The sequence below is a fragment of the Nicoliella sp. ESL1120 genome, from assembly GCF_058508515.1.
The window spans coordinates 194,186-218,733 of the sequence record NZ_CP196384.1; the positions used below are offsets into that span (position 1 = coordinate 194,186).

At 40.0% G+C, this 24,548-nt stretch carries 22 protein-coding genes and 1 riboswitch; of the genes, 5 read left to right on the top strand and 17 right to left on the bottom strand.

Going from position 1 to position 24,548, the window contains the following annotated elements:
- Positions 1-65: 65 nt before the first annotated feature.
- A riboswitch (TPP riboswitch) is annotated at positions 66-172 on the bottom strand.
- Positions 173-400: 228 nt separating this feature from the next.
- The 4 genes from ACSYTE_RS07860 to ACSYTE_RS07875 form a co-directional block, all read right to left on the bottom strand.
- A complete protein-coding gene (locus ACSYTE_RS07860; RefSeq protein WP_491717504.1) occupies positions 401-1,129 on the bottom strand; it encodes an amino acid ABC transporter ATP-binding protein in 729 nt (242 codons plus the stop codon).
- Complete coding sequence (locus tag ACSYTE_RS07865) at positions 1,126-2,565, bottom strand: amino acid ABC transporter substrate-binding protein/permease (protein ID WP_491717505.1); 1,440 nt, start codon at positions 2,563-2,565, stop codon at positions 1,126-1,128. Before ACSYTE_RS07865 ends, ACSYTE_RS07860 begins: the two co-directional genes overlap by 4 nt.
- 257 nt (positions 2,566-2,822) lie before the next feature.
- Entirely contained in the window at positions 2,823-3,992 is a 1,170-nt protein-coding gene (locus tag ACSYTE_RS07870; protein ID WP_491717506.1) for an aminotransferase class I/II-fold pyridoxal phosphate-dependent enzyme, read from the bottom strand.
- Between the two features lie 93 nt (positions 3,993-4,085).
- A complete protein-coding gene (locus ACSYTE_RS07875; RefSeq protein ID WP_491717507.1) occupies positions 4,086-4,604 on the bottom strand; it encodes a TetR/AcrR family transcriptional regulator in 519 nt (172 codons plus the stop codon).
- A 123-nt stretch (positions 4,605-4,727) separates the two neighbouring features.
- Between ACSYTE_RS07875 and ACSYTE_RS07880 the strand changes: the two genes are divergently transcribed.
- Positions 4,728-7,058, top strand: coding sequence for an MMPL family transporter (locus ACSYTE_RS07880; RefSeq protein ID WP_491717508.1), 2,331 nt, complete (start codon positions 4,728-4,730; stop codon positions 7,056-7,058).
- 89 nt (positions 7,059-7,147) lie between these two features.
- Here the strand turns inward: ACSYTE_RS07880 and ACSYTE_RS07885 are convergent, their stop codons facing one another.
- The 3 genes from ACSYTE_RS07885 to ACSYTE_RS07895 are packed head-to-tail and all read right to left on the bottom strand — an operon-like array spanning position 7,148 to position 9,076.
- The gene (locus tag ACSYTE_RS07885; protein ID WP_491717509.1) at positions 7,148-7,405 is read right to left on the bottom strand and encodes a hypothetical protein; all 258 of its coding nucleotides are present in this window, start codon (positions 7,403-7,405) and stop codon (positions 7,148-7,150) included.
- Between the two features lie 14 nt (positions 7,406-7,419).
- Positions 7,420-8,274 (bottom strand): hypothetical protein, encoded by an 855-nt coding sequence (locus tag ACSYTE_RS07890; RefSeq protein ID WP_491717510.1) that lies wholly within the window; start codon positions 8,272-8,274, stop codon positions 7,420-7,422.
- A gap of 43 nt (positions 8,275-8,317) precedes the next feature.
- Positions 8,318-9,076: a hypothetical protein gene (locus ACSYTE_RS07895; RefSeq protein WP_491717511.1), complete on the bottom strand. Its 759-nt coding sequence runs from the start codon at positions 9,074-9,076 to the stop codon at positions 8,318-8,320.
- Between the two features lie 239 nt (positions 9,077-9,315).
- Between ACSYTE_RS07895 and ACSYTE_RS07900 the strand changes: the two genes are divergently transcribed.
- The 3 genes from ACSYTE_RS07900 to lepA all read left to right on the top strand — a co-directional run bounded on the left by ACSYTE_RS07900 (position 9,316) and on the right by lepA (position 13,703).
- On the top strand, positions 9,316-9,990 hold the full coding sequence (locus tag ACSYTE_RS07900; protein ID WP_491717512.1) for a YoaK family protein: 675 nt from the start codon (positions 9,316-9,318) through the stop codon (positions 9,988-9,990).
- Between the two features lie 334 nt (positions 9,991-10,324).
- Positions 10,325-11,599, top strand: a complete 1,275-nt coding sequence (gene glyA / locus ACSYTE_RS07905; protein ID WP_491717513.1) for a serine hydroxymethyltransferase — start codon at positions 10,325-10,327, stop codon at positions 11,597-11,599.
- Between the two features lie 310 nt (positions 11,600-11,909).
- The gene (lepA, locus tag ACSYTE_RS07910) at positions 11,910-13,703 is read left to right on the top strand and encodes a translation elongation factor 4 (protein WP_491717514.1); all 1,794 of its coding nucleotides are present in this window, start codon (positions 11,910-11,912) and stop codon (positions 13,701-13,703) included.
- Between the two features lie 50 nt (positions 13,704-13,753).
- Here the strand turns inward: lepA and ACSYTE_RS07915 are convergent, their stop codons facing one another.
- The 3 genes from ACSYTE_RS07915 to ACSYTE_RS07925 all read right to left on the bottom strand — a co-directional run bounded on the left by ACSYTE_RS07915 (position 13,754) and on the right by ACSYTE_RS07925 (position 15,649).
- The gene (locus ACSYTE_RS07915; protein WP_491717515.1) at positions 13,754-14,791 is read right to left on the bottom strand and encodes a zinc-binding dehydrogenase; all 1,038 of its coding nucleotides are present in this window, start codon (positions 14,789-14,791) and stop codon (positions 13,754-13,756) included.
- 97 nt (positions 14,792-14,888) lie between these two features.
- A complete protein-coding gene (locus tag ACSYTE_RS07920) occupies positions 14,889-15,155 on the bottom strand; it encodes a hypothetical protein (RefSeq protein ID WP_491717516.1) in 267 nt (88 codons plus the stop codon).
- 17 nt (positions 15,156-15,172) lie between these two features.
- Positions 15,173-15,649 (bottom strand): hypothetical protein, encoded by a 477-nt coding sequence (locus tag ACSYTE_RS07925; RefSeq protein ID WP_491717517.1) that lies wholly within the window; start codon positions 15,647-15,649, stop codon positions 15,173-15,175.
- Between the two features lie 149 nt (positions 15,650-15,798).
- Between ACSYTE_RS07925 and ACSYTE_RS07930 the strand changes: the two genes are divergently transcribed.
- Positions 15,799-16,335, top strand: coding sequence for an NAD(P)H-dependent oxidoreductase (locus ACSYTE_RS07930; RefSeq protein ID WP_491717518.1), 537 nt, complete (start codon positions 15,799-15,801; stop codon positions 16,333-16,335).
- 56 nt (positions 16,336-16,391) lie between these two features.
- Here the strand turns inward: ACSYTE_RS07930 and ACSYTE_RS07935 are convergent, their stop codons facing one another.
- From ACSYTE_RS07935 to ACSYTE_RS07965, 7 genes are all read right to left on the bottom strand, one after another.
- Complete coding sequence (locus ACSYTE_RS07935) at positions 16,392-17,663, bottom strand: ferric reductase-like transmembrane domain-containing protein (protein WP_491717519.1); 1,272 nt, start codon at positions 17,661-17,663, stop codon at positions 16,392-16,394.
- Positions 17,650-18,426 (bottom strand): FAD:protein FMN transferase, encoded by a 777-nt coding sequence (locus ACSYTE_RS07940; RefSeq protein WP_491717520.1) that lies wholly within the window; start codon positions 18,424-18,426, stop codon positions 17,650-17,652. The genes ACSYTE_RS07935 and ACSYTE_RS07940 overlap by 14 nt, the downstream gene beginning before the upstream one ends.
- Positions 18,427-18,429: 3 nt before the next feature.
- Positions 18,430-18,906: an FMN-binding protein gene (locus ACSYTE_RS07945; protein ID WP_491717521.1), complete on the bottom strand. Its 477-nt coding sequence runs from the start codon at positions 18,904-18,906 to the stop codon at positions 18,430-18,432.
- 209 nt (positions 18,907-19,115) lie between these two features.
- Positions 19,116-20,477 (bottom strand): NCS1 family transporter, encoded by a 1,362-nt coding sequence (locus tag ACSYTE_RS07950; protein WP_491717522.1) that lies wholly within the window; start codon positions 20,475-20,477, stop codon positions 19,116-19,118.
- 16 nt (positions 20,478-20,493) lie between these two features.
- A complete protein-coding gene (allB, locus tag ACSYTE_RS07955) occupies positions 20,494-21,882 on the bottom strand; it encodes an allantoinase AllB (RefSeq protein ID WP_491717523.1) in 1,389 nt (462 codons plus the stop codon).
- Positions 21,883-22,069: 187 nt separating this feature from the next.
- A complete protein-coding gene (locus tag ACSYTE_RS07960; RefSeq protein ID WP_491717524.1) occupies positions 22,070-23,278 on the bottom strand; it encodes a pyridoxal-phosphate-dependent aminotransferase family protein in 1,209 nt (402 codons plus the stop codon).
- A 12-nt stretch (positions 23,279-23,290) separates the two neighbouring features.
- The gene (locus tag ACSYTE_RS07965) at positions 23,291-24,505 is read right to left on the bottom strand and encodes a M20 family metallo-hydrolase (protein ID WP_491717525.1); all 1,215 of its coding nucleotides are present in this window, start codon (positions 24,503-24,505) and stop codon (positions 23,291-23,293) included.
- Positions 24,506-24,548: the final 43 nt, after the last annotated feature.

The window sequence follows — 24,548 nt, forward strand, 5'->3', positions numbered from 1 at the left end:
AGAACCCAATTCACAACAAAAAATTGGATAGTTTTTACCCACCATAAAAAGAATTGGATAGTTTTCATAAATATCCGCTGCATTCCTACGCTGGTACTAACCAGATCAGGTTCATTAGGGTCAAGGTTTTGATTAACCTAGTCTCAGCCGAACGGCTCCCCTTGCAGTTAATTAAGTAATTTGAGTATAGCATAATCAAACAACAAGCAAAAGTGACATTTTTAGATAAATGTTTCAAAAAATAGTGGATACTATAGTAACAAAAAAGTTATTTTATTTTTAGTGAACCAACCAATTCGCCTCCTAAAGAGTTGATTTAGCCATCATCCAAATTGTTATCAAAGCATAAAAAATAACCACCTTACGAAATTCGCAAGATGGTTATTTCATTATTTATTTTTTATAGCACTTTTTCCAAGAATGATTGTAATCTGGCATTTTTAGGATGATCAAAGATTTCTTCAGGCGTTCCTGATTCCAAAATCTTACCGTCATCAACAAAGACCACGCGGTCCGCAACTTCACGGGCAAAGCCCATTTCATGGGTTACGACCACCATTGTCATTCCATCCTTAGCCAAACGCTTCATTACTTGCAAAACATCACCAACCATTTCTGGATCAAGGGCACTGGTGGGTTCGTCAAATAACATGATGTCTGGCTTCATGGCTAAAGCACGGGCAATGGCGATCCGTTGTTTTTGACCACCAGAAAGTGATTGCACCTTTGCATCAAATTTTTGGGAAAGGTTAACAACTTCCAAGAGTTTCTTGGCTTGTTCAGCAGCTTCTTCCTTAGTTTCCTTCTTTAACTCAACTGGTGCTAACATGATGTTGTCACCAACTGAAAGATTGTTAAAGAGGTTGAAATGTTGGAACACCATCCCGATGTTTTCACGAACCTTATTCATATCGGTCTTTGGGTCTGCGATGTCCTTCCCATCAATGATTACGGAACCAGAGGTTGGTTCTTCCAACTTATTCAAGGTTCTTAATAACGTACTTTTCCCAGATCCGGATGGTCCGATAATTACGACCACTTCGTTTTTTTGAACTTGAAAGTCAACGTTCTTTAAAACGTGGTTGCTCCCGTAGTTCTTGACTAGGTTTTTAACGTCTACTTTAATCATAATCTAGTTCTCCTTTCACCCCATTTAGATAACCAGGTCAACAGCGTGATCACGATTAAGTAAATCAAAGCAACAATTGTCCAGACCTTAAATCCTTCAAGGTTTCTTGCGATAATAATTTTACCAGTTTGGGTTAATTCTAGAATTCCAATAATTGATAGGATTGAAGTATCCTTCAAAGTGATAATAAATTGGTTAATGAATGATGGAATGATTAACTTAATTCCCTGTGGAAGAATAACCTTAAACATCGACTTGGAGAATGGCAGTCCTAAACTCCGAGCTGCTTCCATTTGACCACTGTCAACGGAATTAATCCCCCCACGAACGAAGGCCGCAATATAGGCTCCTTCATTGAACATTAAGGTGACGACCCCGGCAATGAACGCTGGAATCTTAGTTCCAGTTAAAGTTGGAATCCCGGTGTAAATGAATAGTGCCAACACTAGTAATGGTAACCCACGGAAAATATAGATAATGGTACTAGATAGGTCTTGGAAGAACTTGTAAGGCAATACACCCAATAGTCCCACGATTACTCCAAATAATGTTGCAAAGAAAATCGAAACGATACTTAACCAAAGGGTTTGTAAGAACCCATTCCAAAGGAAACCCTTGTTTTGCTTAAGGATTCCCAAGAAGGTATGGTCACTAGAACCAGCATTGGTTCCCTTGCTTTCTAGGTAGTGATCAACAATCTTTTTATATTCACCGTTCTTTTGGAGGTTAGCAAGTCCCTTGTTGAACTTAGCAAGCAATACCTTGTTCTTACCCTTATCAACGGCAAAACCATACGAACCACTATCAGCAGGCTTAGTAACGATCGCTAACTTAGTACCTTGCTTGATACTGTACTTCATAACTGGTTCATCTTCAAAACAGGCAGCTGAATTACCAGTTAACACATCTTGGTACATGTTACTAGAATCATCAAAGGTTACGACCTTAAAACCATATTTATTCTTGATGCTGTTGGCGTATGCAGCTCCAGAAGTCCCCGTCTTAACGGCAACTCTTTTACCACGGAGTTGATTAAGGTCTTTAACACTCCCCCCCTGCTTAACAGCCATTACAACACCAGACTTGTAGTAAGGATTGGAAAAATCAAAGGTCTGTGCACGTTCTGGAGTAATATTCATCCCAGCAATCACACCATCAATTTGTCCTGACTGGGTTGCTTGAACCGCAGCATTAAAACCAATTGGTTTAATATTTACCTTAAAACCCTGATCCTTAGCAATTGCCTTCATCAAATCGATGTCGATTCCGACATACTTGTTTTGATCATTGGCAAATTCAAACGGAGGAAATGTAACATCCGTTCCAATTTGATAGGTCTTTTCTGCATGGGCAGTCTGACTTGAAAAGCCAGTACCAATCAATAACGCAAATAGCGCTATTACCATTGCACCGAAGAACCCCTTTAATTTTTTCATGACAATATCCCCTTCGTGTGACCATCATAGGTTACACATTTTTAATTTTCATTAATTATATTTTAACAGTTTTTTTAAGATTTGTATATATTTCGTGTTACATCATCTCACATAAAAATAGTGGTTTTGCATAAATAAATCGCTTCCAACATTGATTTAGCGCGGTTTTTAAATTTTACGATTTTTTTGTAAATATTATAAAAAAGTAACCATTTAGTCAAAATATCCCAAATGGTTACTTTTTTATTTATTGATGTTTATTCATGATTTTTCACAAAATTCTGAATCCGTTTTACAGCTTCCTCTAGCTCTTCCGTACTAGCAGCATAGCTTAATCTAAAGCTATTTTCACCACCAGGTCCAAAGCCAACTCCAGGAACGACCCCTACGTGCGCTTCATTCGCTAAGTCAAGACAGAATTGCATACTATCATTCTTGTATGAATCAGGAATTGAAGCGAAGATATAAAAGGCCCCCTCTGGGGTGGGACTATTGATCCCAACTTCTTTAAGACCGTTGACAACTAGATCACGTCTTTGTTCATAAACCTTTTTCATTGGTTCAGCATCGTCGCGTCCATTATTAAATGCCTCGATGGCTGCATATTGAGCATTAGCAGTAAGACAGAAACTAGCAAACATGTGCATCTTCAATATTTCTGATAAAATTGCGGGCTTTGCAAACACTACCCCAACTCGCCAACCTGTCATCGCATGGGACTTAGACAAGCCATTGTAAGTAATCGTTTGCTCAGGAAGGAGTTTAGCGAATGAAAAATGAGCGTGGTCGTAAGTTAACTCACTATAAATTTCATCACTGATCACTAAAATATCATACTTTTTAATTACTTCAGCTAAAGCGCTAAGTTCATCTTCACTGTAAGTAACCCCCGTTGGGTTACTTGGATAATTCAATAACAGAGCTTTGACCTTATCACCACGTTCTTTTAAGATTTTTTCCAACTTAGCAGGCGTTAGTTTAAAGCCGTCATTAGAGGTATCAACATAGACTGGCTTTCCACCTGGTAGCTTGATAACAGATTCATAAACTGGAAATGCTGGCGTTGGTAAGATTACCTCATCGCCAGCGTTAATAATTGCTAAAAAGGTACACAGCAACGCTTCACTCACCCCAGACGTAGCTAGTACCTCAGTCTCTGGATCGTAATTCAAACCATATTTATCATGAACATAATTGGCTGCCGCTTCTCTAAGTGCAAAAATCCCCTGCGGATTAGAGTAGTGACTTTCATTTTGTTCAATCGCTTGAATCGCAGCTTCTTTAACATGTTCTGGAGTATTAAAATCTGGTTCACCTAATGTAAGTGGGATCAAACCCTTGATTCCAGCAACTTGGCTATTAAAGCTAGAAATTAAATCTGGCTGAATTCCGTTCGCACTTTTACTAATAAATTGTTTTAAATCCATCATTATTTTCCCCTCGTTTTAGAGTAATACTAATAATCTTTCTAATTATTTTAACATCGTATTTTAATGATTTCAAATGATTAGTATAAATATTTAATTACTAATTTTTGGAAATTGGTGGGTCGTAAAAATTTGATCTAATAAAATATAATCAGCAAACATGTTGTAACGGTTTCCATTCAAGCGATTCCAAGTCATAATCGCCGAAATTTTACCCATCGTCCAAATATTATCAACGTCGTTACGCCCTTGCACAAAAATTTCAACGAACGTTGATGAAAAGATCTGCATAAATTCTTCATCGCGACTTTGTAAGTTGAACAATCGCTGGTAAGAATCATTGTAAATGTATAGTTCATGAATCACATGAAACGGTTGGCTACTAAATCCAGATTGATCAATTCCAGAACTAGCATTATCAATTGCAAATAAAATAAATTGATGCAATAAATCGTATTTATCTTCAAAATGATGATAAAAAGTATTGCGATGAATTAATGAATTTTTAGCAATCTGATTAACCGTAATATTAGTAAATAATTCGTTTTCAAGCATGTTATTCAACGCTTGAAAGATAATTAAATTGGTTCGTTGTTTTCTAAAGTCCGCCATGTTTTGTACATTTTTACTCCTGTGTTTATTTTTTGTGCACTATCACTATATTGTCCATTTTACATGACTTTTGTCTATCTTATAATTATTTTATCAATTAAATCTGAGAAAGAGGTAGTTAAAATGAATCAAAAGCTTAACAAATTGGGCCAATGGTCATTCCATAATAAATTCAAGTCACTATTAGTATGGCTATTCGTGCTAGTGGCATTTATCGTCGGGGTCAGCAAACTCGGCTCTAATTATAATCAAAACTTTACGATCAAGGGACTGCCATCCACCAATGTACAATCCACATTGAAACACGAGTTCAACCAAGATGTGAACGCCGGTACTATGAAGGTCGTAATTAAAAACGACCAAAAACACGGCGTAAATCAAAAGTCCCTCAAACGTCAAATTGAAGCTGCAATGAAGAATATAAAAGCTGAAAAGGGCATCAAGAGTGTCGAAAATCCATATTCTAACAAATTGGTCAGTAAGGACCAATCCACTACTTATGTAACGGTAACGTTTGATAAAGATGCCAAATTGGTTAGCCAAGCTCAGATCAAAGCCGTCGAAAAGCAGTTCAAAGTCGTAAGCAACCACGCCCAGACCAAGATCGCATACGATGGGACTGTGCAGATCACACCATTTGAAATTGGTGGTTCATCAGAAATCATTGGAATTATAATTGCGTTTATCCTTTTATTGATCCTCTTTCGCTCCTTTATTACGGCTGGGTTTCCAATTATCAGTGCCATTGTTGGCTTGCTCTCTGGCGTGTTGCTTGTTACGATTGGGACATCGTTTTTTACCATCGTCAACGTTGCCCAAACCCTTGCAACAATGCTTAGTCTAGCAGTAGGAATTGATTACGCCCTCTTTATTGTCCACCGTTATCGTGATGAACTAAAGGAGCATGCCCCAGATCAAGCATTGGGGATTGCCATTGCCACTGCCGGTGGCTCCGTTATCTTTGCCGGGGTGACCGTTATCATTGCCGTGGCCGGGCTTAGCATCATTGGAATGGACTTTTTGACCCAGATGGGATTGGCCTCAGCAATTGCCGTGGCGTTCGCTATTTTATCAGCAATTACGTTCTTGCCAGCCTTGATCTCGTTGCTCAGCAAGTTCATTAAAACAGCACCAGCGCAGCGTCAACAACCATCCGAGCAGCCTGGGATATTTGTAAAAATGATTACTAAATTCCCGCTTGTTACGGCATTGGTCAGCATTGTCATCTTGGTAGCAATGGCCCTCCCCGCTCGCAACATGCGACTGGGGATGCCTTATAACGGTTCACTGCCTAAGCAAAACACGCAAAGACAAGCATATGACATTATCTCAGATCAATTTGGTGAAGGAATCAACGCCCCATTAATTGGGGTGGTCGAATTGAACCAGGACCAATCTAAGGCCGAACAGGAAAAAACGCTTCAGAAAATTACTAATAAGGTCAAAGCAATGGACGGTGCTAAAATGATCGTCCCAGTTGTTAATCAAAAGGCCGTCCGCGAGATGAAACAGCCCGCTTATCAAGCTAAGGTCAAACAACAAATTACAGCGGCGGTCCAAGCAAAGGTGCAAGCTGCCGTTCAAAGCGACCCCACGCTTGCAACTGATCAAACAAAGCAACAACAATTAGCTCAACAATATGCTGCCGAATACCAAAAACAGGCTCAAGCTGAGGCTAAAAAGAAGGCAATCGCACGCATCCCCGCCCAAATTAGCAAGAACCATAAATACGCAATGTTCATCCTAATTCCAAAGCATGGGGCCGAAGCTGTGCAAACGCAAGCACTGACCAATCGGGTCAAAGCATATTCAAAGACCGTTCAAAAAGAGGCTGGTACTAAAATCATCCTAACTGGGACTAACGCGGTTAACATTGATACCACTGATAGATTAAACGCTGCGACCCCGCTTTTTGCAGGCATCGTCATCGTCTTGGCCTTCATCTTACTAATGTTAATGTTCAAATCATTCTTAATTCCGTTAGTAGCAATGCTTGGTTTCGGCCTTTCATTATTAGCTTCGTTCGGGTTGACGACGCTTACGATTCAAGAAGGGATGTTCAAATCGATTCTAGGCATTAGTAAGGGGGCGCCGATCCTATCTTTCCTCCCGGTCATTTTCATTGGGATCTTATTTGGACTCGCAATGGATTACGAGGTGTTCATGGTCTCTAGAACCCGTGAAGAATATCTAAAAACTGGGGACAATGCCCATTCAGTTATGGTCGGCTTAAAGAGCAGTGGTCCCGTAATTATCACCGCTGCTTTGATCATGATCGCCGTCTTTGGTAGTTTTGCACTCTCAAGCAATACCACGATCAAGTCGCTTGGCTTATCTTTGGCGTTCGGGATCTTCTTCGATGCCTTCCTGGTTAGATTAATCATCGTGCCATCCATGATTAAATTATTTGGTAAGGCTAACTGGGTCTTTCCCGGTCAAAATAAACAATCGTAGTTCAAACATTAAATCAATCTAAAAAATCATCCCCAGCGTAAATCCGCTCGGGATGATTTTTAATTTGCTATTTAATTAGTCCTAATCGATCAATGGCCCTGCTTTGCCAAATAGGTGACCAAGGCATCGATATCATTATCATCAATTGCATCATTTTTTAAAATTACTAGCGCACGTCTAACCTCACCATTGCAACGGGCCTTAATTTGTTTAATCCGCAAAACATCCTTAGCGATCGACATCATTGATTGGTTCAATAACTTTTCTTGTTCCATTAACTTTTTATTTTGTTCAACTAGGTATGCATTCTCTAACTTTAACCGTTTAAAATCCTGTTTTTCTATCATTTATTGTCCTCCATCTATGAAAATAAATCAGTAATATCACCGTTTAAGCAATCATCCTTGGGCATGTTGTCCTTATCAAAAAAAGGGGCCTTTTGATACCTTTGCAATAATACAACATCAGAAATTTCAAATCCCTGGGCAGAGGCCTTTGCATTTAAATCGTTGAACGCAAATTCACAAACCCCATCCCGTAAAGCTAGCTCTTTTAGCTGCCTATAACTAAATTGACCATAGGTCGCCCAAATGAAATCCAAAGTCCTTTGCACCTTTCCATCAAAATGAACGCCAGTACATTCAAAATCCATCTTATGAATTACAGAATTTTCACCACGCCGCTTGATCGCAGAATTTAATTCATAATCAATACACCATGGACCATTGATCGTAGCAACTAGGGCGACGTTAAATAACCGCTCGTTAGGCTCGTTATTCAAAACTAAAAAGTGGGCGTAGGAGAGGTACAATAACAGAGTCAACTTCGAAAATGACATTTCAGAACGGCCTAAAAAATACCACGCCACTTCGATTGCCGTTGTAAAGTAGTGCGTGGGGTGCGGATTTGAAACCCCATACTTAGTCGCTAACATTTGAACGTCATTAGCTAGTTGACCATCACCACTAGTAACGGTCAACTTCCCGCTATTGGTTACCGTTAACACCATTGGGGAATAGGCAGCTAAATTCAAAGCCCTCGCCAATGATGGCGTTAGCTTACCGTTGCCGGCTTGATCAATCGCCACCCTTTGTTCGTGCCCCTCATTTTGAAAATAAACGCAATCGATCTGGTTATCATTCCGGGGTAAATCCGCTAGTGGAATTTGAAAACTGAAATCAACATCTAAAATTAAATTGAACGAATTGTCAATCATAATTGCACCTCCACAATATTACTGCTTTTCATTTTTACAATCATCATTTAATCGCTAACCAGGCTTGGGCTTCACTAGTAATTTGGGCAATGTTAATTTCTGGATGCTTTTGCAAAAATGGTGTCCGAAACATCTTAGCCACGTAATCTGGGGCATAGTGTTTTGCCTTAACTAAATAAATCCCTGATAATAATAAGTCCTTGCCATAGTTATGTAGGCGCGTGGCCTCGTTATACATCACTTTGTAGATATATTTCAATGTCGGCTTGATGTGCTGTTCATAACTAGGATCATCAAATATCGTGGGTGCTAAAATATCATCGATATATTCGCTCTCGGTATCCTTATTCACATTTAGGTACAACTGCTTTACGCTATCTTTAAAGAGCTTGTCATACTTTGAGTCTAATTCCTTAATGTGTTGATAGTTAATCAATAATTGAATCTCATTTCCGCGGGCCCGCAGTAGTATTTGATTAACTAAGTATTTAACGAGTTCGCTGCCAGCGTAATTTTTAACCACCATCCCCTTCGGACTTTCAGGTGTTGATTCATGATCAGCCAAAGCATCCGTAATATCTGATTTATTACCATCTTTATCAATTGCAAAAATTTTTCCGCCATTGATGTTAATGATGGTACTGCTGATTTCAGAAATAAGACGCTGTTTCATAACTTTGGCGTTATCAACTTTTTGGGATAATTTAGCAATTTTTTGATGTAATAAGTTTTTAGCGTCCAACAGCTGCTTGTTATTAGCAGCGAGCTGCTTATTGATATCGTCTTGTGATTCTAATTTCATTTGCATGTCCCCCCTAGAAAAGTTTTCAAATTAAATATCAAAATTATTTACTATGTTCAGTCTATCAATTCTTAACCAGCTTTTCGATTAGCTCCACTAAATTTGTCATAATCGTGGAATCACTTGCTATCACTGGTTTTTTCCAAAAAGCTAACCTTAAATCATTAAATTACTCTTCATCAAAAGCAAGCCATTATGTGATAAAATGAAATTATAAATATTTAAAGAAAGTAGAGATCATGAAATTCAAAAATAGTTTCGAGACTCCCATCATCGCTTCTTTATTAGCTGTCATCAGTGGCAGCATTGATGCATATACTTATATTGAGCATGGAGGGGTGTTTGCTGGTTTACAGACCGGAAACATCATCTTGTTAAGCATTAATTTAGGCCGGTTGAACTTTTATCCCGTATTTAGATTATGCTTTGCAATTGCTTTGTTTATCTTTGGCATTATCGTTGTCAAGTTCATTCAAAGACACTTTCCAGATGAAAAGTATCGTAAAAAGTTGATTATTCAGTATGAGGTCGTCCTCCTCCTCATTACCGGAATCACGGCTCACTGGGTTCCTAATTTAATTACGATTGGTTTATTGGATATGTCTGCGGCGGCTCATCTACAGGAATTTAAACTGTTGCGGGGAAAAGCGTTTAACCCCCTAATGATGACTGGAAACCTCAGTAAAGTTTCTAACACTTTATATCTGACCATCTTGGACCATGATTCAGCTGCTAAGCAACTCTTTTTAGATACCTGTATAGTTATTTTAAGTTTTATTGGTGGCGCGATCACCATGAGTCTAATGACCAGATTGGCTGATCAATTTTCCATTTTGCTTACCCTAATTCCATTATTTTTAATTTTAATTATCGTCAAAATATATGATCATAAATCCTTACCAGAAAAGGATTAAGTCCTTGTTATAAAAATAGGATTCAATTTTTGAACAAATATTTTTTCAATTTATGTTTGACATCCATATTTTTTTGGTTTATTCTAATGGCAACTTGAAAGTAGTAATTCAAGTAGCTCAGTTTAGCGAACATTCAGTTAGGTGAAATGGAATGTCTGGGTATTGGGTGAAGGCAGTCAAGAATTAACTTGAATAGAAATCGATATCTTAATGCGCATTAAGACTCAGAGGTATCAAGTGTGAGCTTGATATAAAATAAGGTGGAACAGTGTTAAAGACGCCCTTGTACAAAAGTACAAGGACGTCTTTTTTGTCTAATTTAGGAGGAATAATTATGTTCAATTATAAAACTAAAGACCCAGAAGCTTCAGCAACTATGTATGATTTTTCAGCTCAAGATCCAGAAATCTGGAATGCCATTCAAATGGAAAACCGTCGTCAAGACAACGTGATTGAGTTGATTGCTTCAGAAAACATTGCTTCAAAGGCAGTAAGAGCAGCGCAAGGTTCAATCTTAACTAATAAGTATGCCGTTGGATACCCTCAAAAACGGGTTTACACTGGTAACGAAGCAATTGACATCGTTGATAACGTTGCTAGGAAAAGAGCTAAAAAACTTTTCCATGCAGAATATGCCAACGTTAATCCACACTCAGGAACCCAAGCTAACCAAGCTGTTTATGCAGCATTCTTGAACCCAGGAGACAAAATTTTGGCAATGAGTGAACATGCTGGAGGCCACTTCACGCATGGTCAAAAGCATAATTTTTCAGGACAGTTATACCACTCATACTTCTACGGTGTTGACCCAGAAACTGAGTTACTTGACTATGATCAAATCGCACAAATCGCGCGGGAAGTTAAACCTAAATTAATCATTGCCGGAGCATCTGCTTACAGTCACATCATTGATTGGACTCAATTCAGAAAGATTGCTGATGAAGTTGGTGCCTACCTAATGGTCGATATGGCTCATATTGCCGGATTAGTTGCCGCTGGTGTCCACCCCAATCCAGTTGAAGTGGCTGATGTAGTTACCTCTACCACCCATAAAACGCTTCGTGGTCCAAGGGGAGGAATGATCTTAGCTAAGGCTAAGTATGCCGATCAATTAGATAACGCAGTCTTTCCAATCTCGCAAAGTGGATCACTAGAGCATGTTATTGCTGCAAAGGCAATTGCTTATCAAGAAGCACTTCAACCAGAATTCAAAGACTATGCCAAACAAATTATTAAGAACGCCAAAGCAATGGCAGATGTATTCAACCAAAGTGAACTGATCAGAGTAGTTTCAGGAGGAACAGAAAACCATGAAATGACACTGGATTTAAACGCCATCCACATGACTGGTGATCAAGCTGCTGAATTACTATACAAAGCAGGAATTGCAACCAACAAGGAACTTCTCCCATTAGAATCCGGAGATACTATGGAAGGAATTCGAATCGGAACGCCAACCATTACAAGTCGCCACTTTAACGAAGCAGATGCTGCTAAGGTCGCTAAAATTATCGTTAGCATCTTAGAAAACCCCCACAATGAATCGATTTTAAGTAATGCCCAAAAACAAGTGCAACAATTGGTTGACGAACATCCAATTGATCGATAATAAGAAAGCTCCCTCATCAATGATGATGAAGGAGCTTTTTATTACTATATCTATTTCTTCGCAAAAATAAGTTTACCACTAACTAATTGTAAATAAAAGCCTTTTTGTTAATTAAATTAACATTTCACTTCTCATTCGTTAGTAAATCCAGTTCCATTATGATAAGATTTAAGAATAAAACTACTATAATTAATGAGGTGAAATCATGCGTAAAATTTTACTAGTCGGTTGGACATTCTAATTGAATGGCCAATCCAAAATACAGCCATTCTAATTACTGGAAACTAAGAAATAGAATGGAGAAATAATAATGAAACAATCAAATATTAGAAACTTTTCAATCATTGCCCATATAGACCATGGTAAATCGACCCTGGCAGATCGCATCATGGAGTTAACACAAACGGTGGCTGCTAGAAATCGTAAGGACCAATTGTTAGATGACATGCAGGTCGAACAAGCCCATGGTGTTACTGTCAAATCAAGAACCGTCCGTAATCAATACCATGCTGATAATGGTCAGGATTATGAACTGAACTTCATCGATACCCCTGGACACGTTGACTTTAACTACGAAGTTGCCAAAAGCCTCTCCGCTAGTGACGGTGTGATCTTACTAGTGGATGCGACCCAGGGGATTCAAGCGCAAACGGTTGCTAATTACCACCTCGCAGTTAAAGCGGGTCTTAAAATATTACCTGTCATTAACAAGGTCGATAGTCCCAATGCACAAATTGAAATGACTACTAACCAATTAATGGAGTTAGATGCAAACTTCACTAGCGACAAAATTTTACAAATATCCGCTAAAATCGGTCAGGGAGTCCATGCGGTCTTAGAAGCCATTGTTCATTTTTTACCGGCCCCAAATGGGAATATTAATAAACCGCTTAAGGCGTTGGTATTTGATTCTGAATACGATAGTTTTAAAGGGGTGATTGCATCGATCAGAATTATCGATGGGAGCGTTAAACCTAATCAATCACTATTCCTAATGGCTAATCATCAAAATTTGCTTGCTAAGGAAATTGGCATCTTTTCACCCACCAGAATCGCTAGCCGTGAATTATCGGCTGGTGATGTCGGTTACATCGCGACTGGCCTCAAGGATCCCCACCTAGTCAGAGTTGGTGATACACTTACGAATAAACAAAGGCCCACTGACCATCCCCTTCCTGGATATAAACCTGCCGAACCAATGGTGTACGCCGGGATTTACCCCCAGGGTGATTATAACGAACTAGCCGAAGCACTGAACAAGCTCGCACTCAATGATTCTTCATTACAATTAACACCTGAAGTTTCTGATGCGCTCGGTCCTGGGTTTCGTGGCGGATTTTTAGGAATCTTTCACCTCCAAATTATTAGAGAACGCCTCCAAGATGAATTTGGGATCGCAGTTTTAACCACTGCGCCAAACGTGACGTATCGGGTTCACTTAAAAGGCCAAGCCGCACCAATGATCGTGGACAATCCAGTCCAGTTTCCAGATTTCGAAAAAGTCGAATTCGTTGAGGAGCCAATTGTAAGGGCCGTCATCACGACTAACGAGCAGGAATTAAATGCCGTCATGAAACTAGCTGATCAACATAAGGGTGTTTTCGTTGATATGGGTAACCAAGGCTCCTTAGTAGAATTGAGCTATCAAATGCCGTTATCTGAGATTGCCTATGATTTCTTTAATAAGCTCAAATCCGTCTCCCATGGCTATGCATCCCTCAATACCACGCTAGCTGGTTATGAAATGGCTGACATCGTGAAAGTAGAAGTACAAATTAACTACTCACGGGTCGATGCACTTACATTTATTACGCACCGCAGTGATGCACCCACTCAAACCAAGGAATTAGTGCATAAACTAAAGTATACGATTCCAAGACGCCTCTATCCCATGCCTGCCCAGGCAGTTGTCGAAGGACGCGTCATTGCCCGCGTTGATATTCCACCGTTAAGAAAAAATGCTGCCGTGAATGGCAATAAGTACAGTGTTTCTAAAAAACAAGCGCTGTTGCGGAGGCAAAGCGTTAATAAACGTCAAGCTGCCAAAAGCAATATCGAATTACCACAGTCGGTCTTTAACAGTATCTTAAATTTAAACGACTAACTAAAAAGAGGATGCCATCTGGCATCCTCTTTTTATTATATATATGATGATTAATCAGTCGTCACAACTGATTTAATGGCCTTTCTTTCTGCCATTGCCTTATAGGCATCATCAACGTCATCAATATTATAGCTGTTAGTGAAGACCTTACCGGGGTTGATCTGCCCATCCAAGACCGCTTGTAATAAGCCACCCTTGTCATAAGTGGTAACGGAAGCGACCCCACCTGATAGGGCCACGTTCTTCCCAAATGCCAATGGGAATTCTACGTTCCCGTGTGGTAAGCCGACCCGGCCCACGTGAGCGCCTGGACGAGCCACTTTTAATGCGGTATTCGTGGATAATTCACTTCCCACACATTCAAGCACGGCATCAGCACCAGCATTGTGGGTGAGTTCCATGACCTTAGCCACGGCTTCATCACCACGTTCAGCAACTACGTCGGTAGCGCCAAATTCCTTAGCCAGCGCTTGGCGATCAGCATGGCGACTCATGGCAATGATCCGCTTAGCACCAAGGAGTTGAGCTGAAATGACACCACATAAGCCTACGGCACCATCACCGACTACGACAACGGTATCACCCTTTTGCACGTTAGCGGTCTTAGCTGCGTGGAAACCAGTGGCCATTACATCGGAGAGTGCTAAGAAGGAGTTCAACATTCCTTGACTGTAGTCTTCTGGCTTGCCAGGGACCTTTACCAACGCCCAGTTAGCGTGTTGGTAACGAACGTATTCGGATTGGTAACCACGACTGAAGTTATCATCGTGGTTTTGACAATTGCCATCAAAGCCGGCCCGACAGGCAGCACAGTGGCCACAACCATGGGTAAATGGTGCGATCACAAAATCACCGGGCTTTACAGTCGTGATGTCCTTACCAACTGATTCTACGACTCCGATGGCTTCGTGGCCACCATTCAATGAATTTGGTTCTTTTTTATCTAGCCCCCGATATGCCCACAGATCAGATCCACAGACACAGGCTTGTACAACGTGCAAAATCACGTCGTCATCCTTTTCAATTTGCGGTTTTTCAACGTCTTTAACTTCTACTTTACCTGCTTTTACAAATCGAGTTTGTCTCATATTTTAGGGCCCCTTTAAATTTAAAAAGATTCGGTTTCTTTTTAAAGGATATAAGCTCACTATTCAAAAGTCAAACATATCGCTCCTGACAAACCGCTTAACAACGGTCTTTAAAGCGAACTATAAGGTTATTGATATATGTTAATTCGTTGGTGGATTGAACGATTTTACGGTAATTTTTTAACGCCAATTTGAGCAGCGTAAAATCCGTCCCAAGTGAATTGAGATTCTGTTTGGCAAGTAACCGATCACTGATGCGATCTAACTCGGAACGGCCCCGTTGATTATCAGCTGGCATCGTCTGCTTAAAGGCGCGACACGCGTTGCTTAATACCAGCGCCTCCGTTTTTGAAAAATTGATCATCTGTACAGCCCCCGTTATTAATTGAGTTCATCAAAAAAGCGTTGCTTGCGATCAGGGCTAGCATAGTATCTAATAACTTGGATTCCACTAAAAATGATCAAGAAACTAGCGCCTAACAAAAGCCACCAATTATCACCATAGCCGTATTGTTCTAACAGATCTTCCGTCGCAACGACGCCGTTTAACACCCCAGCTAGTGAAACATAGACCCATGCGGTCGCAAGGTTTAGTTTCCGATAAACCTTATCAAAGTCTACATTGTGGTTCAAAGCCGCCCTGGAAATTTGCCGAAACCGTTTTCTTTCCAGCATAATTTTAATGGGTGGCAATAGCCACATTAGACTGGCGAAACGTGCACTCCGTTTTTTGCCAGTGGCGTTACCCTTTGTTAACATCTCGCTACCCTCTGTGACGTCTAAGATCCCTTGAAAGAGCGGGAACACAAATAACAACCAGTCTCCTAAGAACCCTAACCACGCAATAAATAGTTTCATTTTAATGTCATCCCTTATTAATTAATTAACCTTAGCATATCAGGATTTAGGGATAAAAACATTTTTAATGCATTTTACTTGCCTTACACCCTACTATCAATGGTTTAATAGTAGGTAGCTAATAAAATTTTTGGAAAGGTTGATTAATAATGAAAACATTAATCCTATTATTTCATCCCAATATTGCAGAATCACGCGTAAATAAACGGTTGCTTGAGGAGCTAAAATCCCAGGACGTGCCGAACGTAACGGTTAGAGACGAGTATGCCGTTTATCCAGATGGTAACATTGACGTTGAATACGAACAAAAGCTAGTCGAAGCACACGACCGCATTATCTTTCAATTCCCACTATACTGGTATAGCTCGCCCAGTCTACTAAAGAAATGGGAAGACCTAGTCCTTCTATACGGTTGGGCATATGGATCAGATGGCGATTCACTGCGCGGCAAGCAAATGTCGATCGCAGTCTCCGCTGGTTCCCCAGATGACAAATACCATCAATACGGGGCATTCGGCCACACTATCGATGAGATCTTGGCACCATTTATGGCCACCAGTAATTTCGTTGACGCTAAGTTCACTAAACCATTCATTACCACCGGCGTTATGCAAAACTTGAGTGATGATCAATTAGAGAAGCGGGCCAAAGAATACGTTGAATACGTAAAAAATGAGGATAATTAGAGTCCCTAAAATCAAACGATAATAAAACAACCAGCCAATTATGGCTGGTTGTTTTATTACCATGAAAATTTTTCGTAATATATTTTCGAGCGGCGAATCCCTAACTGCTGCAAACTCTTAATCCAATAACTGCCCATCTTATCAGGCCCCCCGATCAAAACGACCGTTTTATGCTTATCCTTAGGTAAATGCGCTGCGATTTCAGTCTGGTTGAACCGCCCGACCTGTTGGAACGATTGGAAATTATTCCGCTTTTGCCATTGTTTAAATTTTTCTGGATATAATAGGTTATTTTCATGGCTGGCGTTGTAAAAAACGGTCGTATTGAGGTTCGGATTCCCATCCACCACTGAAAGTAACGGTACGATCCCAATTCCCCCCGCAACAATCAACAGGTTATCGGGATGGTTTTCATTAATAATCGACTGATACATCCCAAAACCGCCGTTGATCACGACTTTCGCATCCAGTGGCACCTGAGCTAATTCTTGGGTAAAATCACCGTCGCCCCGAATGGCTAAAACAATCTTATTACTATCATCTGGCGCGTTGACGATCGAAAATGGGTGCGGTTCCTTCATGAATCGAATTTCTGGAAATGAGGCAAACACAAAGTCACCTGGATAAATATTTAAATGGTGCTTAGATTGGATCGTCAACTGTCTTACGTTCGGCTTAATCTCAACATTATCAACCAAAGTAGCAGTGGCCCGTTTTTTATGAACGAACGTCATTGCATACGAGCCAAATACAAATAATGATGCCGCCACGAATAACACCGTAAATGGAACAATCTGGCGAATGTAGGGGATCAAAAGGACGTGGATGAATACCAACCCAGTTGCGACGACGTTTAAACGGTGGATTAAAACTGAGACTTCGTGTTTGAAAATGTGCTCCAAGTGCTTTTTGATCCATAACAGAATCGGCAGCCGACTGGTTAACCAGCCCGCCATGAACACCATTGAGTAAATAGCCAACCCGATGAATAGGTATAACGCCCAATCACCAGTTAATTTGATCAGGCCGTCCGATTGTAGGTTGCTTTTATGCAGGTACGCCAACACGATCGCAGCTAAACTAATGATTCCGTGGATCATGTACGCATTGGGGAGTCCGATCAACCGGTCCAACCACTTGGGCCGCGTTGAAATATACATCGAAAGCAGCATCCACGAATAAGCGATCGTCCCAAATAAGATCATCGTTTTATCATGATTATATAACGCCGGGAGTCCCGCACTCAGCGTTTGAACAAACGGAAAGGGAATCAAAACGATGGCTACCATCCATGATAGCCCTAACAGGTATCGATTATTGTTTAACATCAATTATTTCTCCTCCATTAAAGTAACTTAAGTGATGCGCTTGATCTAAAAAACAGCCCGTCAAGCGGTGCTTGCGAATTAGTTCCCGAAACGCCGCTGCGCCTGCCGCCAAACCGGCGGTCGCCCAGACGTCAGAACGGGTCAACGAATCAGCAAATACGGTGACCTGCAGTAAATCAGCCACTCCGTTAATGCGGATATGGTGGCCCCGTTTACTGTAACCGGAAGTGGCCATCCCACCATTCGCCAATTGATAACTAGCAACTAACTCTGTCAGATCTGTAGGATCTTCAATCCCAATATTCCATTTAAAATCACCGCTACTGGCAAATTGTAAATCCCCACCGCCGTTGAAACACACTCCGCTTACAGTCGGTAAATCCAAGCAGGGGCGGATCAACTTTTGAAATATCATTTCGATCGCCCACCCCTTAACGTAGCCGAGTGGTTCGAAGCGCTTAGCATCATCGAACGGATTAAAGTAGCCGTTGGTGTCGCGTTGCGCCTTTAGGCAGGCTTCATAAAAAGACTTAAACTCTGCATCTTGGTTTAAAAGCTCATCTTGACCATTCCTAAAGTTACTTACTAACGAATCTGCTAAGTAAGTCGAGTAACGTTGATTAATCCGTTCTAATTCTAACTTCACGGGCTGCATTAACTTTTGAAGTTGGGCTTGCAGGACTGCTTCATCGCTGCCCGCAATGCTAATCACAAATGGAATCGTCATTGATTCAATTACGACTGATTTAATCTTAGTTTCCATATTTTATTTCTCCGCTTTTGTAATTGCGTCTTGAAGGGATCCGGTGAAGCCACCGTAAGTGACGGTTGCCCCAGAGACCTGACTAATCTCAGCACTTTGTTGTTGTAAAGCTTCCTTAGTATAGATTGGAATCGCTTGTTCATTAATTTCACTAGACTTGCCACCCTCAGGATGCTTTAGGACGGTTACTTGACTAATTTTGCCATTTTGCACCTTAATTTGCACTTGAACATCACCGTATTGTGTTTCGGTCGATGCCCCAGTGTAGGTCCCGTTTTTGAACTTCCCACTGTTAGCGCTGCTAGAATTACTAGCACTGCCGGCGCTTTGGCTACTGGTGTTATTCTGACTAACGGTTTGTGACTGGCCATTAGTAGCCGCTGTTTGGTTCTTCTTATCGAAAAAGACGGTATAGCCTTCGATCACTACCGCCAATAAAACGGCGATTGATATTAATAAAACGCTTATTTTTTTTAACATATCGGTCAACTCCTAAATTAGATTTCATTTTAATAATACTTACATTGTAATCTTTAAAAGTTAATTATTGCTAAAATTAAGTATAACTTTTCACTAAAAAAAAACGAACCGTCTAAAACAGTTCGTTTTTTTTAAGCTACGATTTAAATATGTTAATCAAATTATAAAATGAGTAAGAGCAATCAGATTGTTAATTTTTGAATCATTAACTATTGATTATTAACAGCTGCCTGGCGATTTCTGTTAAGAAATAGGTATACCAATGCTGATACAAAGAACCCGATCAACCATGAAAGATCAAACTGAACTAAGGCAACGATGGCCCCAATAAATAATGCTGCAAATGCACGCCAGTTATTCTTTCTCAATTGATTACTGTACAATTCCTTGAGATCAACGACTTGTTTTCTTTCAATATAGTATTCGATCAAAATAATCGCTGTCATTGGTCCTAAGAAAATCGAGTAAGCATGGATAAACATCGTTAAACCAGCTGATGATGAGTCCTTAACCAACAACCATGGAAAGGTAAACACTGATAATAAGGTAATGATTGCTAACGATAATTTCTTAGGTAGTTTGAAGATGGAAGTCAACACGTAGGTTGGTGGGATAATATTAGCAACCGCATTCGTTGTAATTACTCCTAAAACAATGAAGATCGAAACAAAGATTGTGATTAAGTTGTTATTAAAAATTTGTGCCATCGCGTTTACGGGACTAGAAATTTTAGTAACGGCTGCCAACATTGCCCCAGTTAATAGGGTAATCCCATATGAAAATGCAATTGGCAAAAAGTATAAAATCCCTCTTTTTCCATTACTAAGCCCTGGCTTTAACTCTCTAGAGTAATCAGCAGCCGATTCGAAGATCGCTGTATAGTTACCTAAGAATGCAACGATAAAGCCAAAGAACGTTAATCCCCAAGAACCCTTAGCATGAACTAAGTTCTGGCTAATCATACTCCCATGGTTGGCTAACAATACGATGAATAATCCAGTCAATGAGATCATCATAATAACTGAAATCACGGAAGTTACCGTCTTGATTGATTGGAATCCGCGAAGGGATAACGCTAATTGTACGATCATCAATCCCACAAAACAGATCCCAGTATTATTGAATTCGTTGCCAGTTAAGATCTTAGCGATTTCATTTAACGCTAACGCCCCTGTCCAACTTTGAAAACCATACCAAACGATCGCTGGAATCCCTCTAAATAAGCTAGAAAATTTAGCACCATTCCGACCAAATGATAATCTTAATTGCATTACATAGGGAGCACCAGTCTGATACCCAAAGCGATCATTAAAAGCAAAGATAATTGAAACAATTACAATTGCAATTGCAGCTGCTAATAACGTTTGAAATAGGTTCATCGTTGCTACTCCAGCAACCACTATCGATGAACCTAGGGTAATGTTTCCGATGTTAAAGCCATCCCCTAGCCACATTGACATATAAGCCAGCCGTCCAATTTTTCTTTTACTATTTTGAATCGGTAATAAATCTGCGGAAATATCTGATTGAGCTTGTGGTTGCGGTTCTTTTTCGATTGCTACACTTTGCATTGGCAGTTCCTCCTTTTTATTCCGTTGCTTTTCTTAAAACGCTATCATTAGTTAAAAATTTACCAGTTGGTTGATCATCAAAACCATTTGCTAGGTCAAAGATGGTCTTACCTCTAAGAAGCGTTTTAGTAATTCGACAGTTGATCTTAAATCCTTCATATGCAGAAATTTTATTTTTGTAGTAAAGGTCTGATTTTTGTAAGGTATATGATTGAGTCGGGTCAAGGAAGGTGATATCGGCATCCTTGCCAATTTCAATCGTACCCTTATCTTTCAGTCCAAATATTTTAGCTGGATTAGCCGAAATCAACTTAGAGAATTCGGTGATGCTTAGCTTGCCACTGTTCACAGCGATATCATAGAATAAATCAACGTTATTTTGCGCCCCGCTGATGCCACCCCAAATATCAAAGATATTGTTATCAGGGCTTTCCTTCATCGATTCAGGAGCAGGCGAGTGATCAGAAGTAACCATATCTACGTGCCCTTTCAAGACTTCATCCCATAAGCTATCTTGAACCGCTTGGCTTCGCAATGCTGGCGAACACTTAGCAAGCGGACCAATTTTTTCAAAGTCGTCACGGGTTAGTACTAAATAATGAACACAGGTTTCACAAGTGACATCCTGGCCAGCTTCTTGGGCCTTAACCACTTCTCTGACTGATTCGCCTGTTGAGAGGTGCACAAAGTGTAATTTGCAGCCAGTCAATTTACCGAAGTAAAGCGCTCTTTTAACGGCCTCGACTTCTACAAATGGTGGTCTAGAATCAACGTAATCTTGAATCTGTGTTTTGCCTTGACTAATTTTTTCTTCGGCAAAGCGATCGGTTAATACTGGATTTTCCGCATGTAATAATAACTTCAAACCCGTTTTCTGAATTGCTTGCATTCCACGGTATAATTCGTAATCATCAACATTGTGAAATTCACCTGGAATATCAGATCCTGTCGTTGCCATAAAAGCCTTAAATGATGCAGCCCCATCGTTTGCCATCTTACTAATTTCATCAATATTTCCAGGTACTAATCCACCGTACAAGGCAAAGTCAATGTAAGACTTATCAGCTGCAATCTCACGATGCGTTTTAAATTCTTCACTAGTGGTTCTGGCAGGCAGTGCATTCAAAGGCATCACGATCATGCTAGTTGTCCCACCAGCTGCTAATGCCTTACTACCAGTGTTATAATCTTCCCAATCTCCTCGTCCAGGTTCATTAATGTGCACATGGCCATCAACCATCCCTGGCAGCACGTAGTTATTATTAGCATTGATTTTTTCAGTCGCTTGACCATCTAGGTCGCTTCCGATCGCTACGATTTTCCCATCTTTAATCCCAATTTGTCCGTTGAACACTTCGTTTGGCGTGACAATCTTACCGTTGTAAATTAATGTATCGTACTTCATAAACAGCACACCCTTCATAGTTTTTAACAAATTAATATGTTATATACATGATATATTAATTCAATGCATATTTATTCGTTATAAAATACAAAGCTGGCGTTTATTTTGATGAAAAATGACAAACATTATAATTGTTTTCTAATATAAAAAGGTGGGCAATCATGTGATTGCCCACCTTCAAATTAAATTATTTATATGCTTGTTTTAGGTATTCGTTCATTGCTGACTCATCAATCGTTACCCCGTATTCCTTTAAAACGTGGGTAAAAATCGACAAGAAACGTAGAACATAGTGTTGCTGAGCAACGTAGCCCATCAAACCAATTCGCCAAATCTTACCCTTCATTGGCCCAAAGCTTGATGAAATTTCCACCCCATAATCATCTAATAGGGTCGCTCTGAATTGGTCCCCATCAACCCCACTAGGAATCTCTACGGCCACCATGTTAGGCATTTCATGTTCTTCATCACCAAAGATGGTCAACCCTAATTTCCGTAATGCTTCCTTTAAGACCGTCTGGTGTTTCAACTGGTTCGCAAACCGATTCTGAATCCCTTCTTCATTTACCGCGATCGATAGCGCTTCATGTAAAGCGTAGTTCATGATCGTAGATTCAGTATGGTGGTTTAACCTTGCTGGTGACCAATAGTCCATTAGTTGGGTTAAATCTAAGTAGTTAGAAAAGATGTAGTTTTCAGATTTATCTGAGGAGTCATCTGCGACCCCCTCTTCAACACGTTTTCGTTTCAAGATGGCTTCTGCAAAGCGGTCGTTAAAGGTAATTGGTGTAATTCCCGCTGGTGCTGATAATGATTTTTGTGCTCCACCAATTACGGCATCTAACTCCCAATCATCAACTGGAATGTTGACTCCCATGTAACTAGCAACACAGTCAACAATGGTAAATACCCCCGCTTGCTTAGCTGCATGACCTACCTGATCCAATGGTTGTAATCTCCCAGTTGATGTCTCTCCATGAACCACCAGGATGGCCTTCGGTTTAACTTCGTTCATTTTTTCAATGATTTGGTCTTGATCAAAAACTTGTCCCCATTCCGCATCAATAACGGTTATTTCAGCTCCTGCTCTACGGGCTAGTTCGACTGCTAGGTTCCCGAATCTGCCGAACCGTGGAATCAAAACTTTATCACCTTTTTGCACCAAGGAACTGATAACCGCTTCGATCCCTGCTCTAGAACTTCCGTCAATTGGAAATGCCCAGGTGTTCTTAGTTTGAAAAGATTTTCTGATCAGTTCCATATTTTCATTCATAATTTTAGTAAATTCTGGATCAAACTGCCCTAAAATTTGATTAGATGCTGCCTGGGAAACCCTTGGGTCTACCATGGTTGGTCCTGGTGTCATAATTAATCTATCTGTAATTTTTAATGTCATAATAATTGCCCCCTAGTATGCTAGTTTATATAGTGTTCGTTTTAAAACATTCAATCCATTCTCAAGATCATTCGCCTCAGTAAATTCCTCTGGTGAATGGCTAACCCCGTTTACGCTAGGGACAAAAATCATCCCTGTCGGAACTTTGTATGAAAGCACCTGCGCATCATGCCCTGCTCCTGATGGAATCGATAAGTCGCTTAAGTTCAATTCACTGGTGGATTTATTGATTGCGTCGATCAATTTAGGATCCATCTTTGATGGTGTTACGTTAGTTGTTATATCAATCTTTACGTTTTGAGAATTACAAATATCACTTACTCGTTGGAATGCTGAACTTAAAACGGATTGGTCTAAATCACGCATATCAATTGAAAATACAACCTTACCAGGAATGACATTCGTAACGTTAGGGTAAGCATTGATTTTACCAATTGTAAATCTCAGACTATCAATTTGCGAAAGACTATCGTAAATTTGACTCATCAATTTAGTGCTGCTTCTAAGAGCATCGTCTCGCATATCCATCGGGGTAGTTCCCGCATGGTTTGGTCTACCGATAACGGTTACTAATAATCTAATTTGCCCCGTGATTCCAGAAACAACTCCAATATTAACGGCTCGATTTTCCAATACCGGACCCTGTTCGACGTGTAGTTCTAAGTATTCTTGAATGTCCAGTTTAGTATCCACTAAATCAATTGAATTATTCAAAGTTGAAACGGCTTTACTTCTAGCGGTCTCAAAATCAATTCCATGTTCATCAGTAAGTAATAAATCATTTTCATTAAATTGATTCGTCGTAAATTTAGAACCTGAGAAAGTCGTTTCGAATCTTGACCCCTCTTCTTCAGAAAATGATACCGCAACAATCGGTACTTGTGATTCGCCATTTTTCAAAAATAATTCACCAGTTGAAACCAGACTAGCTAGGTCACCATATATTCCGTCATAACGTCCGCCATTTTCAACCGTATCAACATGTGAGCCCGTTAAGATAACTTTTTTATTGGTTAAATCATCAGTATTAGAAGCATATACGTTTCCCATCTGATCCATAAACACTTTTAGTCCGTACTGTTTAGCACGTTTAGCATATTGTAGTTGGGCATTCACCCAATGGCTGTCATATACCTTTCTAGTAACTCCATTGGTCGATACCTTACCAATTTCGCTAAATTGATTTAGTAATATCATCAAAGAGCTATTCTTCACTGAATTAATCATAAACATCATCTCACAATTTAATATTTGATGAGGTTAATTATTA

Coding starts and splice junctions, on each gene's coding strand:
- allB (WP_491717523.1), bottom strand. CDS start 21,882: ATGAAGTACGATACATTAATTTACAACGGTAAGATTGTCACGCCAAAC.
- ACSYTE_RS07880 (WP_491717508.1), top strand. CDS start 4,728: ATGAATCAAAAGCTTAACAAATTGGGCCAATGGTCATTCCATAATAAA.
- lepA (WP_491717514.1), top strand. CDS start 11,910: ATGAAACAATCAAATATTAGAAACTTTTCAATCATTGCCCATATAGAC.
- ACSYTE_RS07920 (WP_491717516.1), bottom strand. CDS start 15,155: ATGATCAATTTTTCAAAAACGGAGGCGCTGGTATTAAGCAACGCGTGT.
- ACSYTE_RS07890 (WP_491717510.1), bottom strand. CDS start 8,274: ATGATTGACAATTCGTTCAATTTAATTTTAGATGTTGATTTCAGTTTT.
- ACSYTE_RS07940 (WP_491717520.1), bottom strand. CDS start 18,426: ATGGAAACTAAGATTAAATCAGTCGTAATTGAATCAATGACGATTCCA.
- ACSYTE_RS07930 (WP_491717518.1), top strand. CDS start 15,799: ATGAAAACATTAATCCTATTATTTCATCCCAATATTGCAGAATCACGC.
- ACSYTE_RS07860 (WP_491717504.1), bottom strand. CDS start 1,129: ATGATTAAAGTAGACGTTAAAAACCTAGTCAAGAACTACGGGAGCAAC.
- ACSYTE_RS07895 (WP_491717511.1), bottom strand. CDS start 9,076: ATGAAATTAGAATCACAAGACGATATCAATAAGCAGCTCGCTGCTAAT.
- ACSYTE_RS07915 (WP_491717515.1), bottom strand. CDS start 14,791: ATGAGACAAACTCGATTTGTAAAAGCAGGTAAAGTAGAAGTTAAAGAC.
- ACSYTE_RS07965 (WP_491717525.1), bottom strand. CDS start 24,505: ATGATTAATTCAGTGAAGAATAGCTCTTTGATGATATTACTAAATCAA.
- ACSYTE_RS07875 (WP_491717507.1), bottom strand. CDS start 4,604: ATGGCGGACTTTAGAAAACAACGAACCAATTTAATTATCTTTCAAGCG.
- ACSYTE_RS07935 (WP_491717519.1), bottom strand. CDS start 17,663: ATGTTAAACAATAATCGATACCTGTTAGGGCTATCATGGATGGTAGCC.
- ACSYTE_RS07925 (WP_491717517.1), bottom strand. CDS start 15,649: ATGAAACTATTTATTGCGTGGTTAGGGTTCTTAGGAGACTGGTTGTTA.
- ACSYTE_RS07885 (WP_491717509.1), bottom strand. CDS start 7,405: ATGATAGAAAAACAGGATTTTAAACGGTTAAAGTTAGAGAATGCATAC.
- ACSYTE_RS07870 (WP_491717506.1), bottom strand. CDS start 3,992: ATGGATTTAAAACAATTTATTAGTAAAAGTGCGAACGGAATTCAGCCA.
- ACSYTE_RS07950 (WP_491717522.1), bottom strand. CDS start 20,477: ATGCAAAGTGTAGCAATCGAAAAAGAACCGCAACCACAAGCTCAATCA.
- ACSYTE_RS07900 (WP_491717512.1), top strand. CDS start 9,316: ATGAAATTCAAAAATAGTTTCGAGACTCCCATCATCGCTTCTTTATTA.
- ACSYTE_RS07960 (WP_491717524.1), bottom strand. CDS start 23,278: ATGACATTAAAAATTACAGATAGATTAATTATGACACCAGGACCAACC.
- ACSYTE_RS07945 (WP_491717521.1), bottom strand. CDS start 18,906: ATGTTAAAAAAAATAAGCGTTTTATTAATATCAATCGCCGTTTTATTG.
- glyA (WP_491717513.1), top strand. CDS start 10,325: ATGTTCAATTATAAAACTAAAGACCCAGAAGCTTCAGCAACTATGTAT.
- ACSYTE_RS07865 (WP_491717505.1), bottom strand. CDS start 2,565: ATGAAAAAATTAAAGGGGTTCTTCGGTGCAATGGTAATAGCGCTATTT.